The 19,540-nt window shown below is 47.5% G+C and carries 21 protein-coding genes and 1 pseudogene; 3 read left to right on the plus strand and 19 right to left on the minus strand.

Translation table 11 applies throughout. The annotated features are described in order from the left end of the window. Positions 1-263: 263 nt before the first annotated feature. The 10 genes from ACZ5N7_RS05295 to ACZ5N7_RS05340 all read right to left on the minus strand — a co-directional run bounded on the left by ACZ5N7_RS05295 (position 264) and on the right by ACZ5N7_RS05340 (position 9,868). Positions 264-590 carry an ArsR/SmtB family transcription factor gene (locus tag ACZ5N7_RS05295; RefSeq protein ID WP_464658064.1) on the minus strand — a complete coding sequence of 109 codons (327 nt, stop codon included), beginning with the start codon at positions 588-590 and terminating at the stop codon, positions 264-266. Continuing rightward, positions 587-1,021, minus strand: coding sequence for an SRPBCC family protein (locus ACZ5N7_RS05300; RefSeq protein WP_464658066.1), 435 nt, complete (start codon positions 1,019-1,021; stop codon positions 587-589). Before ACZ5N7_RS05300 ends, ACZ5N7_RS05295 begins: the two co-directional genes overlap by 4 nt. Before the next feature lie 168 nt (positions 1,022-1,189). Next, positions 1,190-2,071, minus strand: coding sequence for a carbohydrate ABC transporter permease (locus tag ACZ5N7_RS05305; protein WP_464658068.1), 882 nt, complete (start codon positions 2,069-2,071; stop codon positions 1,190-1,192). Between the two features lie 13 nt (positions 2,072-2,084). After that, on the minus strand, positions 2,085-2,978 hold the full coding sequence (locus ACZ5N7_RS05310) for a carbohydrate ABC transporter permease (RefSeq protein WP_464658070.1): 894 nt from the start codon (positions 2,976-2,978) through the stop codon (positions 2,085-2,087). Positions 2,979-3,035: 57 nt separating this feature from the next. Further along, positions 3,036-4,328 carry an ABC transporter substrate-binding protein gene (locus tag ACZ5N7_RS05315; protein WP_464658072.1) on the minus strand — a complete coding sequence of 431 codons (1,293 nt, stop codon included), beginning with the start codon at positions 4,326-4,328 and terminating at the stop codon, positions 3,036-3,038. A 412-nt stretch (positions 4,329-4,740) separates the two neighbouring features. Continuing rightward, positions 4,741-5,883 (minus strand): Gfo/Idh/MocA family protein, encoded by a 1,143-nt coding sequence (locus tag ACZ5N7_RS05320; protein WP_464658074.1) that lies wholly within the window; start codon positions 5,881-5,883, stop codon positions 4,741-4,743. Positions 5,884-6,300: 417 nt separating this feature from the next. Continuing rightward, complete coding sequence (locus ACZ5N7_RS05325) at positions 6,301-6,636, minus strand: hypothetical protein (protein WP_464658076.1); 336 nt, start codon at positions 6,634-6,636, stop codon at positions 6,301-6,303. A gap of 73 nt (positions 6,637-6,709) precedes the next feature. Beyond that, a complete protein-coding gene (locus ACZ5N7_RS05330; RefSeq protein WP_464658078.1) occupies positions 6,710-7,549 on the minus strand; it encodes a carbohydrate ABC transporter permease in 840 nt (279 codons plus the stop codon). A 1-nt stretch (position 7,550) separates the two neighbouring features. Next, positions 7,551-8,489 (minus strand): carbohydrate ABC transporter permease, encoded by a 939-nt coding sequence (locus ACZ5N7_RS05335; protein WP_464658080.1) that lies wholly within the window; start codon positions 8,487-8,489, stop codon positions 7,551-7,553. 59 nt (positions 8,490-8,548) lie between these two features. Next, positions 8,549-9,868, minus strand: coding sequence for an ABC transporter substrate-binding protein (locus ACZ5N7_RS05340; protein WP_464658082.1), 1,320 nt, complete (start codon positions 9,866-9,868; stop codon positions 8,549-8,551). 164 nt (positions 9,869-10,032) lie between these two features. Between ACZ5N7_RS05340 and ACZ5N7_RS05345 the strand changes: the two genes are divergently transcribed. Continuing rightward, a complete protein-coding gene (locus ACZ5N7_RS05345) occupies positions 10,033-11,034 on the plus strand; it encodes a LacI family DNA-binding transcriptional regulator (protein ID WP_464658084.1) in 1,002 nt (333 codons plus the stop codon). A gap of 115 nt (positions 11,035-11,149) precedes the next feature. Here the strand turns inward: ACZ5N7_RS05345 and ACZ5N7_RS05350 are convergent, their stop codons facing one another. The 6 genes from ACZ5N7_RS05350 to ytaF form a co-directional block, all read right to left on the minus strand. Continuing rightward, positions 11,150-12,121 carry an aldo/keto reductase gene (locus tag ACZ5N7_RS05350; RefSeq protein WP_464658086.1) on the minus strand — a complete coding sequence of 324 codons (972 nt, stop codon included), beginning with the start codon at positions 12,119-12,121 and terminating at the stop codon, positions 11,150-11,152. A 100-nt stretch (positions 12,122-12,221) separates the two neighbouring features. After that, entirely contained in the window at positions 12,222-12,698 is a 477-nt protein-coding gene (locus tag ACZ5N7_RS05355) for a DUF2812 domain-containing protein (protein ID WP_464659153.1), read from the minus strand. A 25-nt stretch (positions 12,699-12,723) separates the two neighbouring features. Further along, positions 12,724-13,074: a PadR family transcriptional regulator gene (locus ACZ5N7_RS05360; protein WP_464658088.1), complete on the minus strand. Its 351-nt coding sequence runs from the start codon at positions 13,072-13,074 to the stop codon at positions 12,724-12,726. Positions 13,075-13,243: 169 nt separating this feature from the next. Next, on the minus strand, positions 13,244-14,761 hold the full coding sequence (locus ACZ5N7_RS05365) for an oligosaccharide flippase family protein (protein ID WP_464658090.1): 1,518 nt from the start codon (positions 14,759-14,761) through the stop codon (positions 13,244-13,246). Positions 14,762-14,843: 82 nt separating this feature from the next. Then, positions 14,844-15,989 carry an amidase domain-containing protein gene (locus ACZ5N7_RS05370; RefSeq protein ID WP_464658092.1) on the minus strand — a complete coding sequence of 382 codons (1,146 nt, stop codon included), beginning with the start codon at positions 15,987-15,989 and terminating at the stop codon, positions 14,844-14,846. A gap of 117 nt (positions 15,990-16,106) precedes the next feature. Continuing rightward, positions 16,107-16,718, minus strand: a complete 612-nt coding sequence (gene ytaF, locus ACZ5N7_RS05375; RefSeq protein WP_464658094.1) for a sporulation membrane protein YtaF — start codon at positions 16,716-16,718, stop codon at positions 16,107-16,109. Between the two features lie 136 nt (positions 16,719-16,854). Between ytaF and ACZ5N7_RS05380 the strand changes: the two genes are divergently transcribed. Together ACZ5N7_RS05380 and ACZ5N7_RS05385 are read left to right on the plus strand one after the other, a co-directional pair. Next, positions 16,855-17,514, plus strand: a complete 660-nt coding sequence (locus tag ACZ5N7_RS05380; RefSeq protein WP_464658096.1) for a DUF1232 domain-containing protein — start codon at positions 16,855-16,857, stop codon at positions 17,512-17,514. A gap of 91 nt (positions 17,515-17,605) precedes the next feature. Next, entirely contained in the window at positions 17,606-17,776 is a 171-nt protein-coding gene (locus ACZ5N7_RS05385; RefSeq protein WP_464658097.1) for a hypothetical protein, read from the plus strand. Positions 17,777-17,816: 40 nt separating this feature from the next. Here the strand turns inward: ACZ5N7_RS05385 and ACZ5N7_RS05390 are convergent. The 3 genes and pseudogenes from ACZ5N7_RS05390 to ACZ5N7_RS05400 all read right to left on the minus strand — a co-directional run. Further along, positions 17,817-17,940, minus strand: a pseudogene (locus ACZ5N7_RS05390) (His/Gly/Thr/Pro-type tRNA ligase C-terminal domain-containing protein); the annotation flags it as partial. Beyond that, the gene (locus ACZ5N7_RS05395; RefSeq protein WP_464658098.1) at positions 17,941-18,123 is read right to left on the minus strand and encodes a TGS domain-containing protein; all 183 of its coding nucleotides are present in this window, start codon (positions 18,121-18,123) and stop codon (positions 17,941-17,943) included. It abuts the pseudogene before it with no gap. Between the two features lie 463 nt (positions 18,124-18,586). Further along, on the minus strand, positions 18,587-19,540 hold the full coding sequence (locus tag ACZ5N7_RS05400; RefSeq protein ID WP_464658099.1) for an ROK family protein: 954 nt from the start codon (positions 19,538-19,540) through the stop codon (positions 18,587-18,589).

Raw genomic sequence — 19,540 nt, forward strand, 5'->3', positions numbered from 1 at the left:
TATTATACGACCCGACGTTGGTTATTGGTATGTATGTAGCAATAAATATCCGGTTCTAATTGTCTCACAATGCCATGTCAGACAAAAGGACCTGCACCCGATTGCAAATCGGCATGCAGGCCTGTCTCTCCGTCCTATCCATTAAGTTTTCTGTCAATGGCTCGGCAATCCGATTTGGACCTCGTCTCCGCTCACACGAATCAGGTATGACTGTGATGCTCTAATTCAGTGAATTCTCATTCACTGTCAGTGCAAACAAAGCTTTAAACATGATCGGACTCAACGAATTGTTTAAGACCCACCAGTCTTTCGTCCCAGTATCCTTCGAAGAAGTGAAGCCATTCTTTGATTTGGCTAAGCGGTTCCGGGTGAAGCTTGTAGCGGGTTTCCCGCCCGACCTTCCGACTGTGGACTAGTCCGGCATCGGAAAGAATATGCAAATGCTTATTTATCGCCGTGCGGCTTATTGGAAAATTATCGGTTATGGCTGCGATCGGCATTTCCTTATTCACCAGCAATTTCAGCATCTTGCGGCGCGTCGGATCTGCAATGGCTTGGTAAACATCATGTTTCGCAGCTGTTGCGTTCATTGGGAGCTGCCTGCAATATAGTGGACAAGCCGTTCGTTCACAATTTTCTCCCATCCGCCATTCATGATACCGCGGATAATCGAATGAGGTTGTCCGAACTCTGTATTTTTAGATGGGTCCCAGCCTGAGTGAATAAGTGTGAACTCCGTTTTGTCCTCTCCAACCGCCGTTAGCAGAAATTCCAGATGCCAGTCCTTTCCCCAATCAAACCCGACACGGTTTGGAGGATCGATGTCTGTTACTTTGCACGGGGAGTCTCCGAATTGACCAGAGTGAAGGACAAAATTATGACCTACGACCGGCTCGAACGAATTATCCATCCACCACGCTGCGATCCCTCTTGATGTCGAAACTGCATTCCACACCTTCTCAATCGGAGCACCCAGTAATACCGTCTTTCGAATTTCCGGCAAAGTTTCTTCTTTTTGCATTATCTTCAGACCTCCAATTTATATATGACACCTTTTGGTAATACGTTTATTATAACACCTTTAAGTGTCAAGTCAAGAAAGTTTTATATCGCATTAATCCTTCAAAGCACTCTTTAACGTAGAAAAGTCCGCTTTTAGCGGACATAATCCTGCATCGCTTTCTCCCATTCACCCCTTTACGGAACCGATAGCAACGCCGCCCATAATTTTTTTGGAGAAAATGGCAAACACAATGATAATCGGCAGAATCGATAGAGCTACTCCCAAGTAAAGCAGTCCATAGTCGGTGCCGTAATAGCCTTGTATGAGGGAGACCACTACAGGAAGCGGGAATTTGTCCTCCGAGAACAGAAGAACGAGCGGCCCCATAAAATTGTTCCAGGACCCAATAAACGAAAAGATGCCCAGAGCGGATAAAGCCGGTAAAAGCATCGGTAAAATAATCCTGTTGAAAATCATAAATTCGCCTCCCCCGTCCATTCTCGCCGACTCCAGAATTTCGTTGGGGATGCTGCTGTCAATAAACTGCTTGAGAAAAAATACAGTGAAAGCGCTTGAAGCGGCCGGCAGAATAATTGCGGCGTAAGTATCCAGCAGGTGCAGTGTACTCATCCAGCGGTAGGTTCCGATCAGAGATAATTGTCCGGGCACCATCATGGTCGCTAGTAGAAAAGTAAAGATTTTTTTGTTTCCCCTGAAATTGAATTTTGAAAAGCCATAACCGGTCAGAGCCCCGAAATACAAAGTCAGGAACGTCGATGAAAAAGAAATGATGACACTGTTCAAAAAACCCCGTCCGATGTTCACGTTCTTAACCATTCGATCAAAATTCTCAAACAACGAATTGCCAGGCAGAAAGATAAATTTTGCCGCAATTTCATCGTTGCTGTGGGTGGAATAAATTAACATAATGTAAAATGGAACAATACATAAGATCGCCAGCGCGATTAAAGGAACATAGACGAGAAAACCGTCCATAAAACGACTGGAGTGATACTTTTGTTTTTGTACGGCCAGGCTGCCGGTTTTTTCCGCCAAGTGCATTTCCATACTTCTCATCACCTCACTGATCTGGGTTCTTTGCATTGGTAAGACGAAATGAAATACTTGACAGGACGACGATCACCAGGAACAGGCAGAACGCTATCGCAGCGCCGTAACCATACTTGCTTTGTTTAAAAGCGGTGATATACAAATACATTACACTTGTCAGCGTAGCGTTGTCAGGCCCCCCCGCCCCATTCGTAAGAGTAAAAGGCTGATCGAAAATTTGCACTCCGCCTATCAAGGAAGTGATGACTTGGAAAATAATGATCGGTTTTAACAAAGGAATAGTAATTTTGAAAAACACTTGGACTTTATTTGCCCCGTCGATTTGGGCCGCTTCGGAGAAGTCCGAAGAAATCCCCTGCAAGCCCGCGATATAAAGCAGCATGGAATAGCCGAAGTATTGAAAAAACAATATGGTTGAGATCACCAGTCTCATGAACACAGGATTATTCTTCCAGTCGATAGGCTCTTTTAAAATTCCGAAATTCATCAGCATGTGGTTGACGCTTCCCGACTGCCAATCGAACATTAAACTGACCAGCAATCCCAGCGAAGCGGCGGTTACAATATGCGGAAAGAAATAAACAGAACGAAAAAAATCTTTTCCTTTGAGAAATTTCTCGTTTAATATTACGGCGAGTACGAGGCTGACTGTTAGCTGGGGAATGACAGAAGGTACCCATATCACGAATGTGTTATATAGTGACTGATAAAATATAGAGTCGGTAAATGAACGCAAATAGTTGTCCAAGCCGACGAATTCCGGTGCGCTGATGCCGTCCCAATTGGTGAAGCTTAAATAAAAGGAATACAGAATCGGATAGATGTGAAATAAAAGAAAAATAATTAGGAACGGAGCGATAAACAAGTATCCGTAGTTATCTTTTCGAATAGGGTTGGAGAACATTTATTACAGTCACCACCTTTAAAGAGAGACCCGGGTTCGCCGGGTCCGCTCATAATATTAATCTACATTCAACTCCGGAAAGTCATGCTTGACATCTTTTTTGAATCTGGCGATGACTTCGTCTTTTGTTTTAAGATCGCCCTTCATATACAGCTGTACAGCCTTTGAAAAAATAGAGTCTATGTCGCCGTCGTATTTGGTTCTTGTCACAGGTGCGACTTTGTCCCCTTCTATTCCGAAAAACTCAAAATACTTTTGACCGCCGAGAAATTCGTCTTTCACTTCCGGAGCCAATTCCGAGTTAACCGCTTTGTTGCTGGTAAAATAGGTTTGTTCTTTTCCCAATTGTTTTAAAAAGTCATGGTCGAACGAATAGAAGTTGATAAATTTCCAGGCGAGATCTTTTTTCTTGGTTTTGTCGTAGATCGCATAGAAGGTTCCGCCTGAGCTAAAAGAGCCCGGACCGTGGGCAAGTCCCCACATTCCTGAAGTTTTTGGAGCATTTTTCTTAAGCACATACTGCAAGTACCAGGTTGCTCCGGGGTAAAACAACACTTCACCATTTTGCATAGAAGCATTTACAGCAGGACTGCCGGCTTCCAATTTGGCTACGACATTTCTATCCTGAGCTTGTTTTCCCAAGTCCAGAACCTCCAGGCGGGCGGGATCGATGACCAGTTTGCTGTCCTCTACCCAAGCTTTTTTCACATTGCCGTTCTGCACTGTTGCTATGTCGTTCCAGTTTACAAGCGCATGCACCTTGCCATTGCTGTCTTGGGCCACTTTTTCTCCAAGTTTAAAGACTTTATCCCACGAGGAAATCATTTCGCTTACTTTGTCGGGATCATCCGTTCCGAGGTAAGTTTTAGCAAGATCGCGGCGATAATGAATTCCCCCTGGAGTTCCCTGATAGCCTATCGTTTTTATATTGCCCTTAGAGTCCTTCTCTGTCGCTTGGACATACGGATACTGCTGAGAAATAAGGTCTTTTGCATACGGTCCCAGATCGGCTAATGCTGGATTATCGATGAATTTTCTTACAAAGCCGTTCTCCAGCGCAAACGCGTCGGGGGCCTGTGCTCCGGTCTGCAGAGCCGACCGCAGCTTCGTTTCATATTGATTTCCCGGAATATAAACCAAATTCACTTTAATATCGGGATACTTTTCTTCAAATTTCTGGATCGCATACTTGGCTTCATCCGTAAAGCTCCAAACCGTAATTTCTTTACTGCTGCTGCTGACCGATTTGCCGCCGCCAGACGCTGCCGGTTGACTGCTGCTGCATCCCGACAATAGCGAAGACACGCCCAAAACTCCGATGATAGCGAAAGTGCCGACTTTTTTCAACATAAGCGATACACCATCCCTTGTTTGATGTAATTACCAGTTTTTACCTTATTACATTTGGAAAGTAAGCGCTATCATTTTTTTAGAAAGTAAAATCAAAATCACTACAAACCCCCGGCAGCATTCCATTATCCGGGAATTATGTACGCGCGTACATTTGGGTGCATGGAAATCCTATATATCATCCCCCTGTCCTATTGTAAATGTACACGCGTTCATTTTTATGAGAAATACTTCTCTGGATGGATGAATTTATTCTTTCAAATTATGTATCCGCTTACTTGAATATTCTGCCATAATATTAATAAAATTGTCAATATGCTATCTTGTCCAAGAACACATTAAATTGCAAAATCTCATGGAAAAAATCCCACCACCCTGCTGCGGTAGATAGGATTTTTAGTTAGCCGTCAGCTCATTCTCCGATCTTTACCCACTTTTTTTCCCTGTGGCTTTTCAAGACGGATTCTACCAGCTGCATGATTCGATGACCGTCTTCCAGCGTGGCAAATGAGCTTTTAAATTGTCTGTCCAATACCTTTTGATAGAAATCGATGCACAAGTTTTTTAATCCGTCGGGCCAGCCCTCATGATGTCCTCCCGGGTAATGCGTTAATGAAGCGGATTTTGGACTGAGCAGCTCTGGATCACTCAGCCACTCTTCGCTCGCTTTTTCCCTTTTCCCCACCCAAAGCTCATTAGGCTTTTCCTGGTCCCAAGCAAAGGACGATCGCTCTGAAGCAATTTCAAAATGCAGGTGGTTTTTTCTTCCAGCAGCAACCTGGGAGACTGTGAACACACCTTGGACGCCGTTTTCAAAATGAATCAGGACGCTGCCGTAATCCTCCGACGTGATCTTCACATCTTCCCTTTCCACATCTTCGCTGGAAGCAAACGTCGATACGCTTTCTTTCGGCTTCCTTCTGACGGGATGAACCGTCTTTAAATCCGCGAAAACCTCCACTATCCTTTTATTCAAAATATATTGCACCGTATCGCACCAATGGGATCCGATATCCGCTATGGCACGGGAGGGGCCGTTCGTTTCAGGGTCTAGCCTCCAGCTGTAATCCGTGTCGAGCAAAAGCCAATCCTGAAGATAGCCGCCGTAGACTAGATTGACCTTGCCCGGCTTGCCGGACTGCAGCATCTCTTTAATTTGGGAGACCATCGGGTAATGCCGGTAGTTGAAGCAAACTCCGCTGACCGAATCCGCCAGCTTCGTTAATTCAACCAGCTCTGCGGACTGATCGCTGTTGATCGCCAGCGGCTTCTCGGACAGCAGGTGCTTGCCTGAAAGAAGGACCTGCTTGTTGATTTCGAAATGTAAAGCATTAGGCGTACAATTATGCACGGCCTGGATGTCGGGATCTTTAATGAGCTCGCCAACAGAAGAGTAGGCTTTGGGTATGTTCATTTTTTCAGCAATTTCCTCACTCTTCTCAAGCGTGCTTCCGGATATTCCCCACACTTGAACATAAGGAATACGGCTTAAAGCTTCTAAATGTGCCATGGCAGAGAAACCTGTACCGGCGATTCCAACTTTAATCGTATCCATTGTTTCCCTCCCCAAAGTGTTCAAAAATTGCGCGGCCAAATAAAGTCCGTTGAAAAATCCGCTGCGCTACCCTATTATTAAACAGATTTTTACCTGCTCAACCTTTTGCTAACCGGGAGCCTTCATCTCCGTAAACGTCAATTTCGTCGTGTAAACGAATCCAGATAAATTCTTTCTTTCACGTCCGGCGGATAGGCGAGAATCCGACTGAAGTAGAGAGCATTTTATGCCGCCAGTAGAACAGGATCACATAGCTTACTTCCTCATTCAACTGCTTGGTACATTTTCTGAGTATTATACACAGGGCATACGCAAAGCTTCAGCGGCGCTGATTCACTCTGTCTATAACTTCGAGGGCTCGTCAAACAATAAAAAAAACCGATCAAAGGATCATCCTTCAACCGGGAATTCTTTTTTTCATTGATAACGAGGATTTGTCATTCCCTGTGCCTGCGTGTTCTGCATGTTTTGCATGTTCTGGTTCATCGAGTTGACGGTTTGCTCTAGCTCCGTGCAAATTTGGGACGTCCGTTGCATTTGCTGCATAGCGAATTCATGGCTCTGAAGCGCTGTTTGAATCATCTGCACCGCCTGGCGCTCCCTTTGCGCCAATTGCTCAAGTTGATATGCGTTTTGCTGCTCCTGCTGCATCATTCTTTGATACATGGCGTTGGATTGTTGAGTTTGCTGCATCAGCCCCTGGATGGTCTGGCGGCATTCGTTCAATTGCTGAGAGACATTGCTGGTAAACATGAAATTCCTCCTGAGTTTGAAATTGGAAACCATAGAATATTATGCTTTCCCCGCGTGAGTTTTATTCAAGCGGCTATCCTTTCAAACCCGTAGTGGCGATTCCGTCAACGATATTCTTTTGGAAAAAGATGAAGATAATGAACTGAGGCACCAGCGAAAGCACAGACATGGCAAACATATATCCCCAATTGGAGAAAGAGGACGGGTCCGAAAACATCCGCAATCCGAGTGAAACGGTAAACAGCTTCGGATTATTCAAATAAATCAGCGGCCCCATAAAATCATCCCACGTCCACATGAACGAAAAGATTGCGACGGTGACGAGCGCCGGCTTTGCCAGCGGCAGCGCTATTTTCCAGAAAATATTGTAAGTGCTGCAGCCATCGATCACCGCGGCTTCGTCCATATCCCTGGGAATGCCGCGGAAAAACTGAATCATCAAAAAGATGAAAAACGGGCTCCCGCCGATATAATGCGGTACGACTAACGGATAAAACGTATTTACCCAGTCCAGCTTGCTGAACAAAATATACTGTGGAATCATTGTAACCTGATGCGGAAGCATCATGGTCACCATCAGGCAGGCGAACAATAGCGACCGTCCACGGAAGCTGACTCTGGCAAAACCGAAAGCGACTGCACTGGACGAAAAGATCGTGCCTAGCACGCCGAGCACCGTAATAATGGCAGAATTTTTGAAAAAAACCGAAAAGCTGGTGGTGCCAAAACCTTTCCATCCGTTGATGTAGTTCTGCCATTGAAAGCTTGACGGGATCAAAGATCCGGCGTGTTTAAAAATTTCCGCTTCCGGTTTAAAAGAACTTGCCAGCGTCCACAAAATCGGGTAAATCATGAGCGCTCCGAAAGCGAGTACAAACAAATGATAAGAGAACCGGCGAACCGTAAAATTCATCTTATTTGCCTCCCTCCGACTCGTAATATACCCATGCCGAAGACGATTTGAAAACCAATGCTGTGAGCAACGCCACGATCAACAGCAGTACCCAAGCCATCGCCGAAGCGTAGCCCATCTGGAAGTTGGTAAAGGCGTTTTGGTACAAATATACGGCGTAGAACAAAGTCCGGTCCAAAGGACCGCCGGCAGTAATGAGGAAGCTTTGCGTAAAGGTCATAAAACCGCCGATCATCTGCATGACGAGGTTAAAGAAAATGACTGGAGTCAGCATCGGAAGCGTGATCCGGAAGAAGCTCGAGATGCTGCTGGCTCCGTCCACATCGGCTGCTTCATACAGCTCCTTCGGAATTTGTTTCAGTCCGGCCATGAATATAAGCATCGGAGAGCCGAACTGCCAAATGACGAGAATAATCAGTGTCCAAAGCGCTGTCTTGGGATCGGTCACCCAATCTATCCCTTTGATGCCAAGCAGCTCTAACCCGCTGTTAACCGCGCCGTGCAGTCCAAAAAGCTGCTTCCACATCACAGAAACGGCCACGCTTCCGCCAATAATAGACGGAATGTAGTATACCGTTCTGTAGAAACCGACCGCCTTGTGATTTTTCGTGAACAGCATGGCAATAAACAGCGCAAACGCCAGCTTTAGCGGCACGGAAACGATTACAAACAAGAAGGTCACTTTAACGGATGTCCAGTACCTCGCATCGTCGGTGAACATTTGCTTGAAATTGCTGAGGCCGACCCATTCAGGGCTGGAAAGCATATCGTAATTCGTAAACGACAAGTAGAATGAAGCGACCATCGGACCTATCGTAAAGCATAAAAATCCCAAAAGCCACGGAGAAATAAAGCTGTACCCTACCAAATCGCGTATCAATGACGTTTTCCTTTTGGCTTTTTTTGTAAGGACAGACTCTCTCGTCAAGGAAGCTTCCATCTAATCCCTCCTGGAGAACAAGCCTTCCCGACAAGCAGAAAGGCTTATTATTTTTTGGATTACTTGTTTGAACTTAAAATTTTATTTGCTTCATCCATAAACTGTTTTGCGGCGTCCTGCGGTGCAACTTCACCGTACAGAACCTTGTCCAGAGTGCGTCCAAACAGATCGCTTACTTTGCTGCCGCCCTTCGGAGAAGGAGGGTCGATAGGCTTGGAATGGCTTTTGACATATTCTATGTAATCGAACTGCTCCTTGGCTCCCGCTTCAAGTTTCGGCACCAGGTGTTCTCTCACTTTTGACGAAACCGGAACTCCGCGCTCCCCGAATAAGACGTCGTTGGCAGCCAAATCGTTAGTGAAGAAATCTATAAATTTGACGGCGGCTTCTTTCTGCTTCGAATTGGAGGACACCGAAAAGAATTGCGACGGTTTCAGATAATTTCCTTCTTGTCCTCCTGCTACTGCCGGTAGAGGCATAAGCTTCAACGGTCTTTTGGCGTATTGAGTAAAGGCCACGATCAGGTTGCTGGTAAATGGGCGAATGGCTGCGTTTCCTTTTACAATCAAGGTATCGGTGTCGCTTTTTATCGCTTTTGTAATTTGCGGAGGCGCTATCAGCCCTTCCTTCACCATGTTGTTCTCGAGCGTGAAGAAATCGGCCACATACTTGGCATCCGAAAAACCGAGCGCGTTGCCCTCTTTGTTATAAAAATTGGTTCCCCGCTGCCTCAAGTAATACCCGAAATCAAACGTGCTGTCGATCGGATAAAAATCCTGTTTTCCCACTTTCGATTTAAGATCCTTCGCGGTCTTGATCAAATCGTCGAAGGTGTAGCCTTCTTTGGGAGCCGGCACACCCGTTTTTTCGAAAATGGCGGGATCGTATTCGATTGCCGGGGCATTGGCGCCGAGGTTCACAGCGTACAGCTTGCCGTCAATGCGTCCGCCCAGCAGGAAGGTTTCGTCGACATCTTTCAGGTTAAGCGCATCTGCTTTCGAATATTGGTCAAGCGGTTCGACGAGCTTGCGGGCGGTATATTCTCCGATGTAAGCGTAATCCATTTGGAAGACGTCAGGCAGGTTCTTCCCTGCGGCCTCCGTGGCCATTTTGGTCCAATAATCGTTGAAGCTTGCGTATTCGGTCTCCACTTTAATGTTCGGATTCTTTTCTTCAAACATCTTGATCACCTTTAATGTACGGTCGTGCCGGTCTTGTCCTCCCCACCAGGCGATTTTTAGCGAAACAGGGCCTTCCTTGGCTTTGGTTTGTGTGGCTTTTGCTTCATTTGGCTGCCCCCCGCCGCTGCACCCGATCAGGCCAAACAGCATAGATGCCGAGAGAGCGGCCGCCGTAATTTTAAGCATTGCTGCTTTCATTCTTTTTCTCCTCCTTCGGAATATAAAACTTGAATTTTAAGCGCTTTCAATTACAATGGTAATTAATAACAACGTTGTTATTTTTGATTATATTAATTCGTTTAAATAATTACAATATTCTTACCATTCGAAAATTTTATGCAAAAGGTCGAGGTGGATGCAATTTGGGAATAACTATAAAAGATGTTGCACGAGTTGCAGGAGTCAGCTATTCGACGGTTTCCAAAGCTTTAAACAACAGTCCCCTTGTAAAACAACATACCAAAATGAAAATAATTGAGTTGGCGGAGCAAATGGGCTATCAACCGGACTTTACAGCTAAAACGCTTGTTTCGAAAAAAAGCCGCACCATCGGGGTGGTTTGGCCCAGCCTGGAAGTCGCCGCCTTATCGACCCTTGTCACGCTGATATCGCAAAAATTGACGGCCAGGTCGTACCATACGCTTCTTTCTATTAACCCGATTCCCTCTGCTATAGCGCTGTTCAACCGGTTCCGAGTGGATGGTATTCTTGTATTCGACACGGCGAGACACTCAGGTGAAGAAGAAACCGCGCTTGTATCGAATGTTCCTCTGCTTACTTTTGGCGAATACAAAGCGGCTTCCGCTTTTCCCGGAATCAGCGTTAACCGTACGCAAGCCATCTGCCGGTCCGTTGAATATCTTTACCGGCTGGCACATAGAAAAATAGCTTACATCGGTGACATAAATGGAAACATTGCGAATCAGGACGAGAAATTTAGCGGTTATCTGCAAGCCGTCACAGAACTCGGCATCAATCCAATCACTGTACATACGAATAAACTGTCCTGGCAGGAAGGCTTTTCGTCAGCGATGAAGCTCCTGCAGTCTGGAGGGCGGCCGACAGCCATTGTCAGCGGCAGCTATGAACTAACCGTCGGGATCCTGCAAGCTGTAAAAGAGTGCAGTTTGCGGATTCCGCAGGATATGTCCTTAATCAGCTACGATAATATTCCACAAATGGCGGATCTGGACATTCCCGTAACTTCCACCGGGATTCCCGTAAACCAGATTGCGCAAAATATGGTCGATTCCATCTTGTCGTTAATAGAAGGGTCGCAGACTATCCCATCTTTTCAGGATATCGAAGCCGTGATCAAGGAAAGGAGTTCTTGTGCGCCTCCGGTGCAACCAGGGCGACCATGACTCCGCCACAGATGCTCCCCCATGTTAAAACAAGCCGAATCCGCGTGAGCGGCTCGGCTTGTTTTGACTAAACTAGATTTTGACGCAAGATAAAGTCCGGACGATGCAGCCGGCCTTATGCTTTATAAAAGTTGCGAACCCAGCGATGGGATTTCAGTTTGTCGACTTGTTCTTGTGGCAGGCCTTGGCCGTCACCCGCTTGACAGTTCCGTTCCACGTTCCGGATAGAACGCATGCCCGGAATGACGGTAGACACAGCCGGATGACTCAGAACATAGCGCAGCGATGTCTCTGCCATCCGATCCACGGAGATATCGAGGTCGGAAGCGATATTTTGAACCCGTTCGTAGACTTCCCGTTTCCGGTTGTCTCTGAAGTAGCTGTTGCGGAAATCGCCTTCTTCAAATTTGCTTTCCGGCGTAATACTTCCCGTCAGTCCGCCTTCATCCAAAGGCACGCGGACAATCACGCCCGCGTTATGGTTTTCGCACGCCGGCAAGAGCTTGTCCTCCGGGCTTTGGTCAAAAATATTATAGATCACCTGGACCGTATCCACAACGCCGGTTTCAATCAATTTGACCGCGTTGTCCGGTTGGTGGTCATTGATCGAAACTCCAAAGAAACGGATCTTCCCCTGCTCCTTCAGCTTTCTCACCGCCTCAAGCCAGTCCCCTTTACCTACCCATTCGTCCGACCAGACGTGAAACTGCTGTACATCGATCGTCTCCAATCCGAGATTTCGCAGGCTTTGTTCCGTAGAAGCGATGATATGCTCAGCCGGAAAAGTTTCTTCAACCGGTACGCCCGCCTGCGCCGGCCACTGCCGGTTTTTAGGCGGAATTTTGGAGGCTACGTATACCGTTTCCGACCGTTCCCTGACGGTTTGGCCCACCAATCGCTCACTGTGACCGTCCCCATACCCAAGCGCTGTATCGATGAAATTCAATCCGAGGTCGATTGCTTTATGAAGGGCTTGCAGCGATTCGCCGTCATTTGCACCGATCCAGCTCGTTTTGCCGATGCCCCAAGCTCCATAACCGATTTCAGAAACCTTCAGCCCTGTTTTTCCAAGCGTTCTGTAATTCATTGCAATCTCCTCCTGTCAAAGACTTGCTTCAATCATAAAGGAAACAGCAATCGGTTGAAAAGTACGCACTTTTTCTTAACCTTGTTACCGAAGGGTAACTTCAACCGTCCTTATTCCGGTCCCCTTTGATCTTTTTCTCAAACCGATACGCGCCATAAGACAATAACAGCACACATAACAATTGAAAACCCAGCATAACAATAAAGCTTTCTGAAAAGCCTCTGCCTTGTAAAGCCGTAAAGTAATTCACGATATTCACTGTAAAAAAGAACAGGTTCAGCAGCGCGATGGCGCCTAATGTCAGCTGTACCCTGCGGTAAAAGGCTATGAGTGAAGAACGGTCTGAGTATATCTTATAGGACCCTTCCGCGCGGTGTAATTTACAAAAGTAATGCCAGCCCACGCACGAGCCGACGTATTGCCATCCGGCATCGCCGAACAGTCCGATGTATTCATTGAAATCTCCTTCTTCAGATGCCTTTGATAATCCACTTTGTATATATAACGGACTGACGGATCCTTCACAAAACGGCTTTTGATAATCCCGGGCCGATCCATGTGCAGTCTGGTTCGGTATTCAAAAGCTTGTTCCTTTCCCTGTTTCATGCCCCATTCTCTCCTTTTCCCTCAGCCGTCAGCCTGCGGCCGTTATTAAGCAGCTCTTCCAACCGTTCCATTTCCGCCGCTGCAGCCTGTTTTCCTTGCGGAGTAATCATGTAAACTTTACGCCGCGAATCCGTATTGTCAATTTCAGGTGAATTAGCGATGAAGCCTTTTTTCAAAAGCGTGTTAAGTGCCGTGTACAGCGTACCCGCCCCAATGCGAACCCTCCCGCCGCTCATCTTCTCGACGTCCTGCATAATGCTGTAGCCGTGGGACGGGCCCTGGTAAAGGGCGATCAGAATATAATAAAACGCCTCCGTCAAAGGCAGCATGTCTTTTGTTCCGTCCATTTTTTGTTCACTCCCGTGTTCCGTAATCGATCTTACAAACTATATCGTCAACCGCTATATCGAATGATGTTATATTATCAAGTGTTATATCGAGTGTCAATATATTACAAAAAAAAAAGCCCGGCGCCCTTTCCCCGCCAAGCACTTTGAAGCCTCTGGCAATCCTTGATCAATGCCGCGAAGAACCTTTCTCTTTTTTCAATAAGCGGAATAAAATATACAATCCAATTAACGCGTAAGACACCGTCATCTGCACAAGGCGTTTCACAAACTCCGTCAGTTCCAGAGGAGCAAGGATCGCGGATGACAAATAAACTCCCAGGATAAACACGCACACCACCATTACAACTCCAAAAGACAGCGGATTCCAGACCAGCGATTTTCCGATGCACTTTTTTAAAGCCGCAAAATTCCACAATGTTGAAATCATCTCGAAGGAAAGATAACCGATCGTCATGCCTTCATATTGAAAACCCGGTAAGGCGACCAAATAATAATTCAACAGAACGCTGCAGGCGAGGCCGACTGCCATACCTGTAAAAGGCTCCCTCTTGTGATCCGTCGTCCATAAGACCGTTGTAGTCAGGTCGCGCATGCTGGCCAGCAAAGGAGAGACTGCGAGATAACGAATGCCTATGGCCGCGGAATCGTTGCCGAATATAAAGATGGACAATTCCTTGTTGTAAAAATAAAGCACGAGCGCCGATCCAACACCCCATAACCAGCCGACATCCAATGCGCTTCGGACTCTTCGGGCAAATTGAGCCGTTTTCTTATTTTGCCAATCCGCGGTGATCCTGGGGAACAAAATATGGATTAAAGCTGCAGTGAGAATCAGCGGCATATAAGTGACGGTCGCGGCCATGCCCGACATTTCACCAAAAACAGCGGCGGCCTGGCTGAAAGTTAGACCTGCCTCCTGCAGTCTGTGGGGGATGATCAGCACATCGAGGAATTCAGATAAAGGAACGAGAAAACGGCTCAGCGAAATGAGCAAAGTCGCCTGCAGCAATTGGCTCATATTCACGCTTAAGAACAGATCGCCCCCTCTATGCCTGTGCTGGACAGGTTGATAGGGGAGCCTCACGAGAACCGCAATTAGAAAACAAAACGCGGCTCCCGCGCCGACAAATGCGCCCAAAATAGCTCCGCTAACCGCGATACCGGATCCCTTATTGATCCAGAATGAGACCAAGGCCAGCATAGTGACCACTCTGACAGCCTGCTCGATCAGCTCCGAAACGGCAATATGCGCATAAGCTTCCACACCCTGGAGAAAGCCGCGCACCAGACTAAGGATGGGAGCAAGCAGAATGGTGACAGCCGTGCAGCGAATGGCGAATGTCAGCCCTTCATCACCAAACCTCTGGGCAAGCACCGGGGCAAAAGCATAGCAAAAAAAGCTTGCCGCAACGCCCAGGATGATGAACAGGAGCGATAGAATTTTAAACAGCCGCCAGCCCTGCGTCTGATTATTGGCCGCCGTAAGTGCCAGAACCGTCGGAAACCCGCCCGTGATGAGGGTCAGCAGAACCGCGTACAGCGAGTAAACCATTTGATATTTTCCGATTCCTTCGGGCCCCAGCATGCGGTATAAAGGAATCCGCGCGGCGAAGCCGATCATCTTAACAATAAAAATGGCACTTGTGCGAAGTGCCAATTGTTTTATCAGGGAAGGCAAGGCCATGCAGGTCAACTCCACTTCCGATCTCCGTCTTGTCCTACTAACACTGTATGACAATGACTGCTCGGATATGTGGATGTCCGGTTTAATCATTTATGTGAATCAGCATATAGGAAGTGGACTTATCCCATCCCAAGTCGAAAGGCATCCGATAGCGGTCCGCAGTGTGGGAATTCACCAACGGATATCCGTTGTCGTCGTGTCCTACCACGATGGAGAAGTGGTCAACGTCGTTATTCATGACATAGGCAATTACATCGCCGGGCTTCAGCTCGGCAGCCGCTCCCCGCGGATGCTTCTTCGACGGCTGAACCACTTCCGTGAAAGTGCCCGACTTGATAAGACGTCCATAGCCGCTATACAATAAAAAATTTTTTAACCCGTCGGTTTGCACCCAGGCAACACTGCCGCCGGAATTTTTCACGTAGCGCCATCCCCCCGTCATCAGCAGGCCTCCCCCTTCCTCCCGGTCGCCCAGAGCTTGGGAAGTAAAGTTCGTGCAGTCACCGCCCTGATAGGTGTAATCCCTGTATTTGGCGTTATATCTTCCGTTATTTCCCGCTCCCCAAGCCGCTCCCGCGTATTTATTCGCATAAGCCACCGCTTTTTCTCGATTGTATCTTATCTGTTTGGCAGCCGGGGACGGCTGTTCCGCAGAGCGATCGACGGGCAGGGTCCGCATCATCTTCGGAAATCCCTCAACGTTAGCCGCAATCAGGTTAGGATTCTCATCAATTGGATCCAGATACCACTCCCGCAGAATGTGCCAGGCACCGCCCGTTCTTTTAAGCGTCAGCGCATGCCGGGTCCCGAAACCGAACGATTGGGCGGGAATGTTTTCGTTGGTGTATTTGTATGATATCTTGTTTGTTTGGATCAGTGAAATTTTCGCCACATCCCCTTCCTGCCGCAATCGGGTGATACGGATGCTTACATCGGCGTCATTTAAAAGGATGCCTCTTTTCTGCGCCCACGTTTGAAGATAGACGCTCCTGCGTATTTCCTGCTCTTTGGCCAACCTGCTGGACTTCTCATGCTCATCGTAAAATCTGGATATCGTCTCGGTCGACTGGTCTTTCAAAAGCCGGGTCCGAGCCTCGAACACTTCATTTACAAATGCGGTAATCTGTTCTTTCTCATCAGGAGTACCTGCAGCGAAAAGCGGGTGGGCTGTCATACAATCGAATAGAAAAAGATGTAAACAAAGCAGCAGCATTCTCACCGGTTTCATTCCATGTGCACCTCGCGTATGACGGTCTCTGCCTGTCTTGACCTTTTCTATGATTGCCATTTCGTTTAAAAAATATTGTAGCCCTCCTGACGGTTTTTTTAGAAAATATAAAGTTCCTCACATTACCTGATGCAGGCCTAAAAGAACGAGAAGTATTCCAGACACCACACTTGCCTTTTTTCCAAGCTTGTCGGCGGCAAACCGGTATCCGACATAAGAGCACAAACCGACCGATAAATAGCTGAGCATGCCTGAAATCAAGGAAACGATCCAAATATTTAAATGAGTGATCCCCGCGTCAAACCCGCCCGCCAGATTATTAATGGATAAAGCGATGCCGAGTACCACGGATTCGGTGAAGCTGATGGTCTTGGAACCGTCCAGATCCGCTGCTTCGGGATTCCGCAAAATCCGCACGAAAAGATTGCCTCCAAACGGCTCGCTCTGCTTTTTTTCTCCAAGGAACGACTGGCTGATCACCCAAATGCCAATGGCAACAAGGATAATCATTCCGAGGAAATTGCACAGGAACGGCGATACATATTGAGAAAGCCAATCTCCAAACAAGCCGCCTGCCAGTGCCAACAGAAAACCGATACAAGCGATAATGGTGTTGGCCATAAAAGATATGCGGATTTTGCGCACGCCATAAGCGGTCCCAACCCCTGCGTTATCCAAATTGGAGGCCAATCCGATCAATAGCATAGCTGTCAAATTTGTGATGTTCATGTCGAAACCACTCTCCAATGCAGTTTTTATGTAGTCTATGTACTTTGTTGTAAGAATGTTCCCTTATGTTACATATACTGTTGATAAAAAATGCAACATGTTGGCCACCTTTTTCTACAAAGGAGTGATCAGATGCATGGAAAACGGCCGGTTTGAAAACAGACTGGGACTTCTCATCATTTCTTTGCTGCGCGGGCGTTCGCTGTCTATGAGAAAGCTGAGCGCGATAACGGACATCGATACAGCCACAATCTCCCGCATTGTGAATGGGAAACAACAGGCTAAGCCTAAACATATCGAACGGTTTGCCGAGGCATTGCAAGTTTCGCCGAATCTGCTGTATAAGGCCGCGGGAAGCGCTGCCCTTGACAGTAAACAGCCTGAAGATATTCTATATTCGGTCGACGACGCCATCCAGGACATACTTAAGTCATACCTGTCGGAACAGCAGTATACAAAAGGCCGAGTTGAGCAGGAACTGAAAAATTACGAACAGTATGCTGAGACCCTGGAAGGACAGCAAATCATCCATGAACAATTCGCAGCCAAAATCCAGCAAGTGGACAGCTCCGGGCCTTTTATCGAGCATTTAAAACTAATGTATTCGCAATTTTCCAATGAGGACACCCCATCCGCCGAACGCGCTGTACTGGGAAGCGCGTTGTTGTATTTTATTTTATCCACGGATATCATTCCCGACTATATTTTCCCTATCGGTTATCTGGATGACGCAATTGCTGTCCAAATGGTTTTAAATAAACTGGCTTCAAGAAAGGAGGAGCAGGACAAAACCTAGAGAAGAGCCATGACGAATGGAATAAGCGCGGCGATGCGGACCATACTATAAAGGTGTTTTATTGACGTGGAATGGAAAGGAGGGTTTAACGGTGAGTAACAGCCTTGATGCGATTAAAGCGGATCAAAGCAACTTTCTTGACAAAACGGAAGACGAAGTCAAGGAGGTTGCTGCCAGCACCGATGTGGATGAGGCGGTGGAAGCCATTACCGCACATATCAACAAATACGATGAACGCGAGGAAAACGAACAAGCTCGATAATCTTTGTTGGACTTGAGGCTGTCGGCCAGCGATGCTGAATTTTTCTCGCTCTCACCCAGTACGAGCATGTAATGCACTTTTTCGAGCTGCGCTTCACGTATTTTGTAGACCAGCTTTTCGTTTCTCATATCGACCTCTATCCGGATGCCGGCCTCCCCCAAAGCTTACTTTACCTGCAAGGCATAATCGATAATCGGCCGGTTCAGATCGACCGGCTTGCCGTTGATTTTGCCTGCACCAGCGTTTTTCTTCAAGACCGCACTAATGGACTCCGCAACCTGTTCGATTGTCGTTCCCCTCGGAACCTCCCGCACCGAACCGTCAGGCAATGTTACTTTGAGCGCCATGTTTTAACCTCCTGCAACTGGAATTTGTGAACGCAAAAAAACGCATCTCTCCCGTAAGGGACGAGTGCGTTCAGCTCGTGGTTCCACCCTAATTCGACCTGAAGTGACCTTCATGCGGCTGTTCACCGTTACAAAGCAAAGCGAGGTCCTTGTTTGGTATCCGTTAACGGGGATAAAACGGTGCCGTTTACTGCCGGGACCTTCAGGTCAACGGGTTCAACGCCACAGCTGCAAAGGTTAATTTCGCCTCCGGTGACTGGAGAGGCTTTCAGCCTGAACCTCTCTCTCTGGACTGCCCGTGAAGGAAACCATGTCTTTGGTCATCGCTTGATATTGCTGTTGGTTCAACATTATATTATGGTCCGGCTAAATGTCAAGCTGTCTTTTAAAACAATGTTGTTTACATAATAAATATTATGTAAACAACATTGTTTTGGCGCCAAATCGACTAAGATACTGGTCTTCAGGCGAACATCAGTCCCGCCGCTCCCTTAATTCCCGCTTCCGAACCCAAAAGGGACTTTTCGATGCGGACTTGCTTCCTCATGTTGGGAATGCAGCGCTGTTCAATGGTCCTTTCAATGGCGGGCAGCACGAGTTCCCCCGCATGCATGACGCCGCCGCCCAGGATAATAAGCTCCGGATTAAAGATATGTATCATGTTTGTAAGGCCGACGCCAAGGTAGTAACCCAACCTCTCGAACGCCCGGATAGCCAAATTATCCCCTGCCGATGCGGCTTTTGCGATATCCACAGAAGTCAATGACGGCGTCCGGTCGCCCGCAATGCCGCTTGTTTCACCTGCGTCAAGCTGCTGCTTCACCCATTTCACAAGGGCTGTCCCCGACGAATAGTTCTCCAGGCACCCACGGTTCCCGCATGCGCATACGGGACCTTCGGGTTCGATTGAAATATGGCCGAATTCCCCGGCGCTGTCGCCGACACCCTTGATCAAGTGCCCGTCGCTGATTATTCCTGCCCCGATGCCTGTGCTTACCGTCACATATATCAGATCTTTATGCTCGCGTCCGGCGCCGAACAGCCACTCCCCTACAGCGGCTACACTCGCGTCATTGCCCAGGCGAACTGGGTAACCGGTCTCATCCTGGATCCATTTGCCTATCGGCGCATTGCTCAGTCCAAGGTTCGTTGCCTGCACAATCATCGATCGGTCCGTGTCGATTACCCCCGCCGTCGCAATGCCAACACCGAGGATTTGTTCCCTGCGCACTATATTTTTCTCCAAAATCGACCCGACAGCCGCGTTAATTTGTTGCGATATGGCACCCTCTCCCTGGTGTGCGGGGGTCTTCAGCTCTGTCCTTTCCACAATCGTTCCGCCGCTGTCCACAAGGGCGGCCAATATTTTCGTGCCCCCCAAGTCCAACCCTATGGCATACTCGTTATTGCCGTCCAT

This window comes from Paenibacillus sp. JCM 18996 (assembly GCF_055392555.1).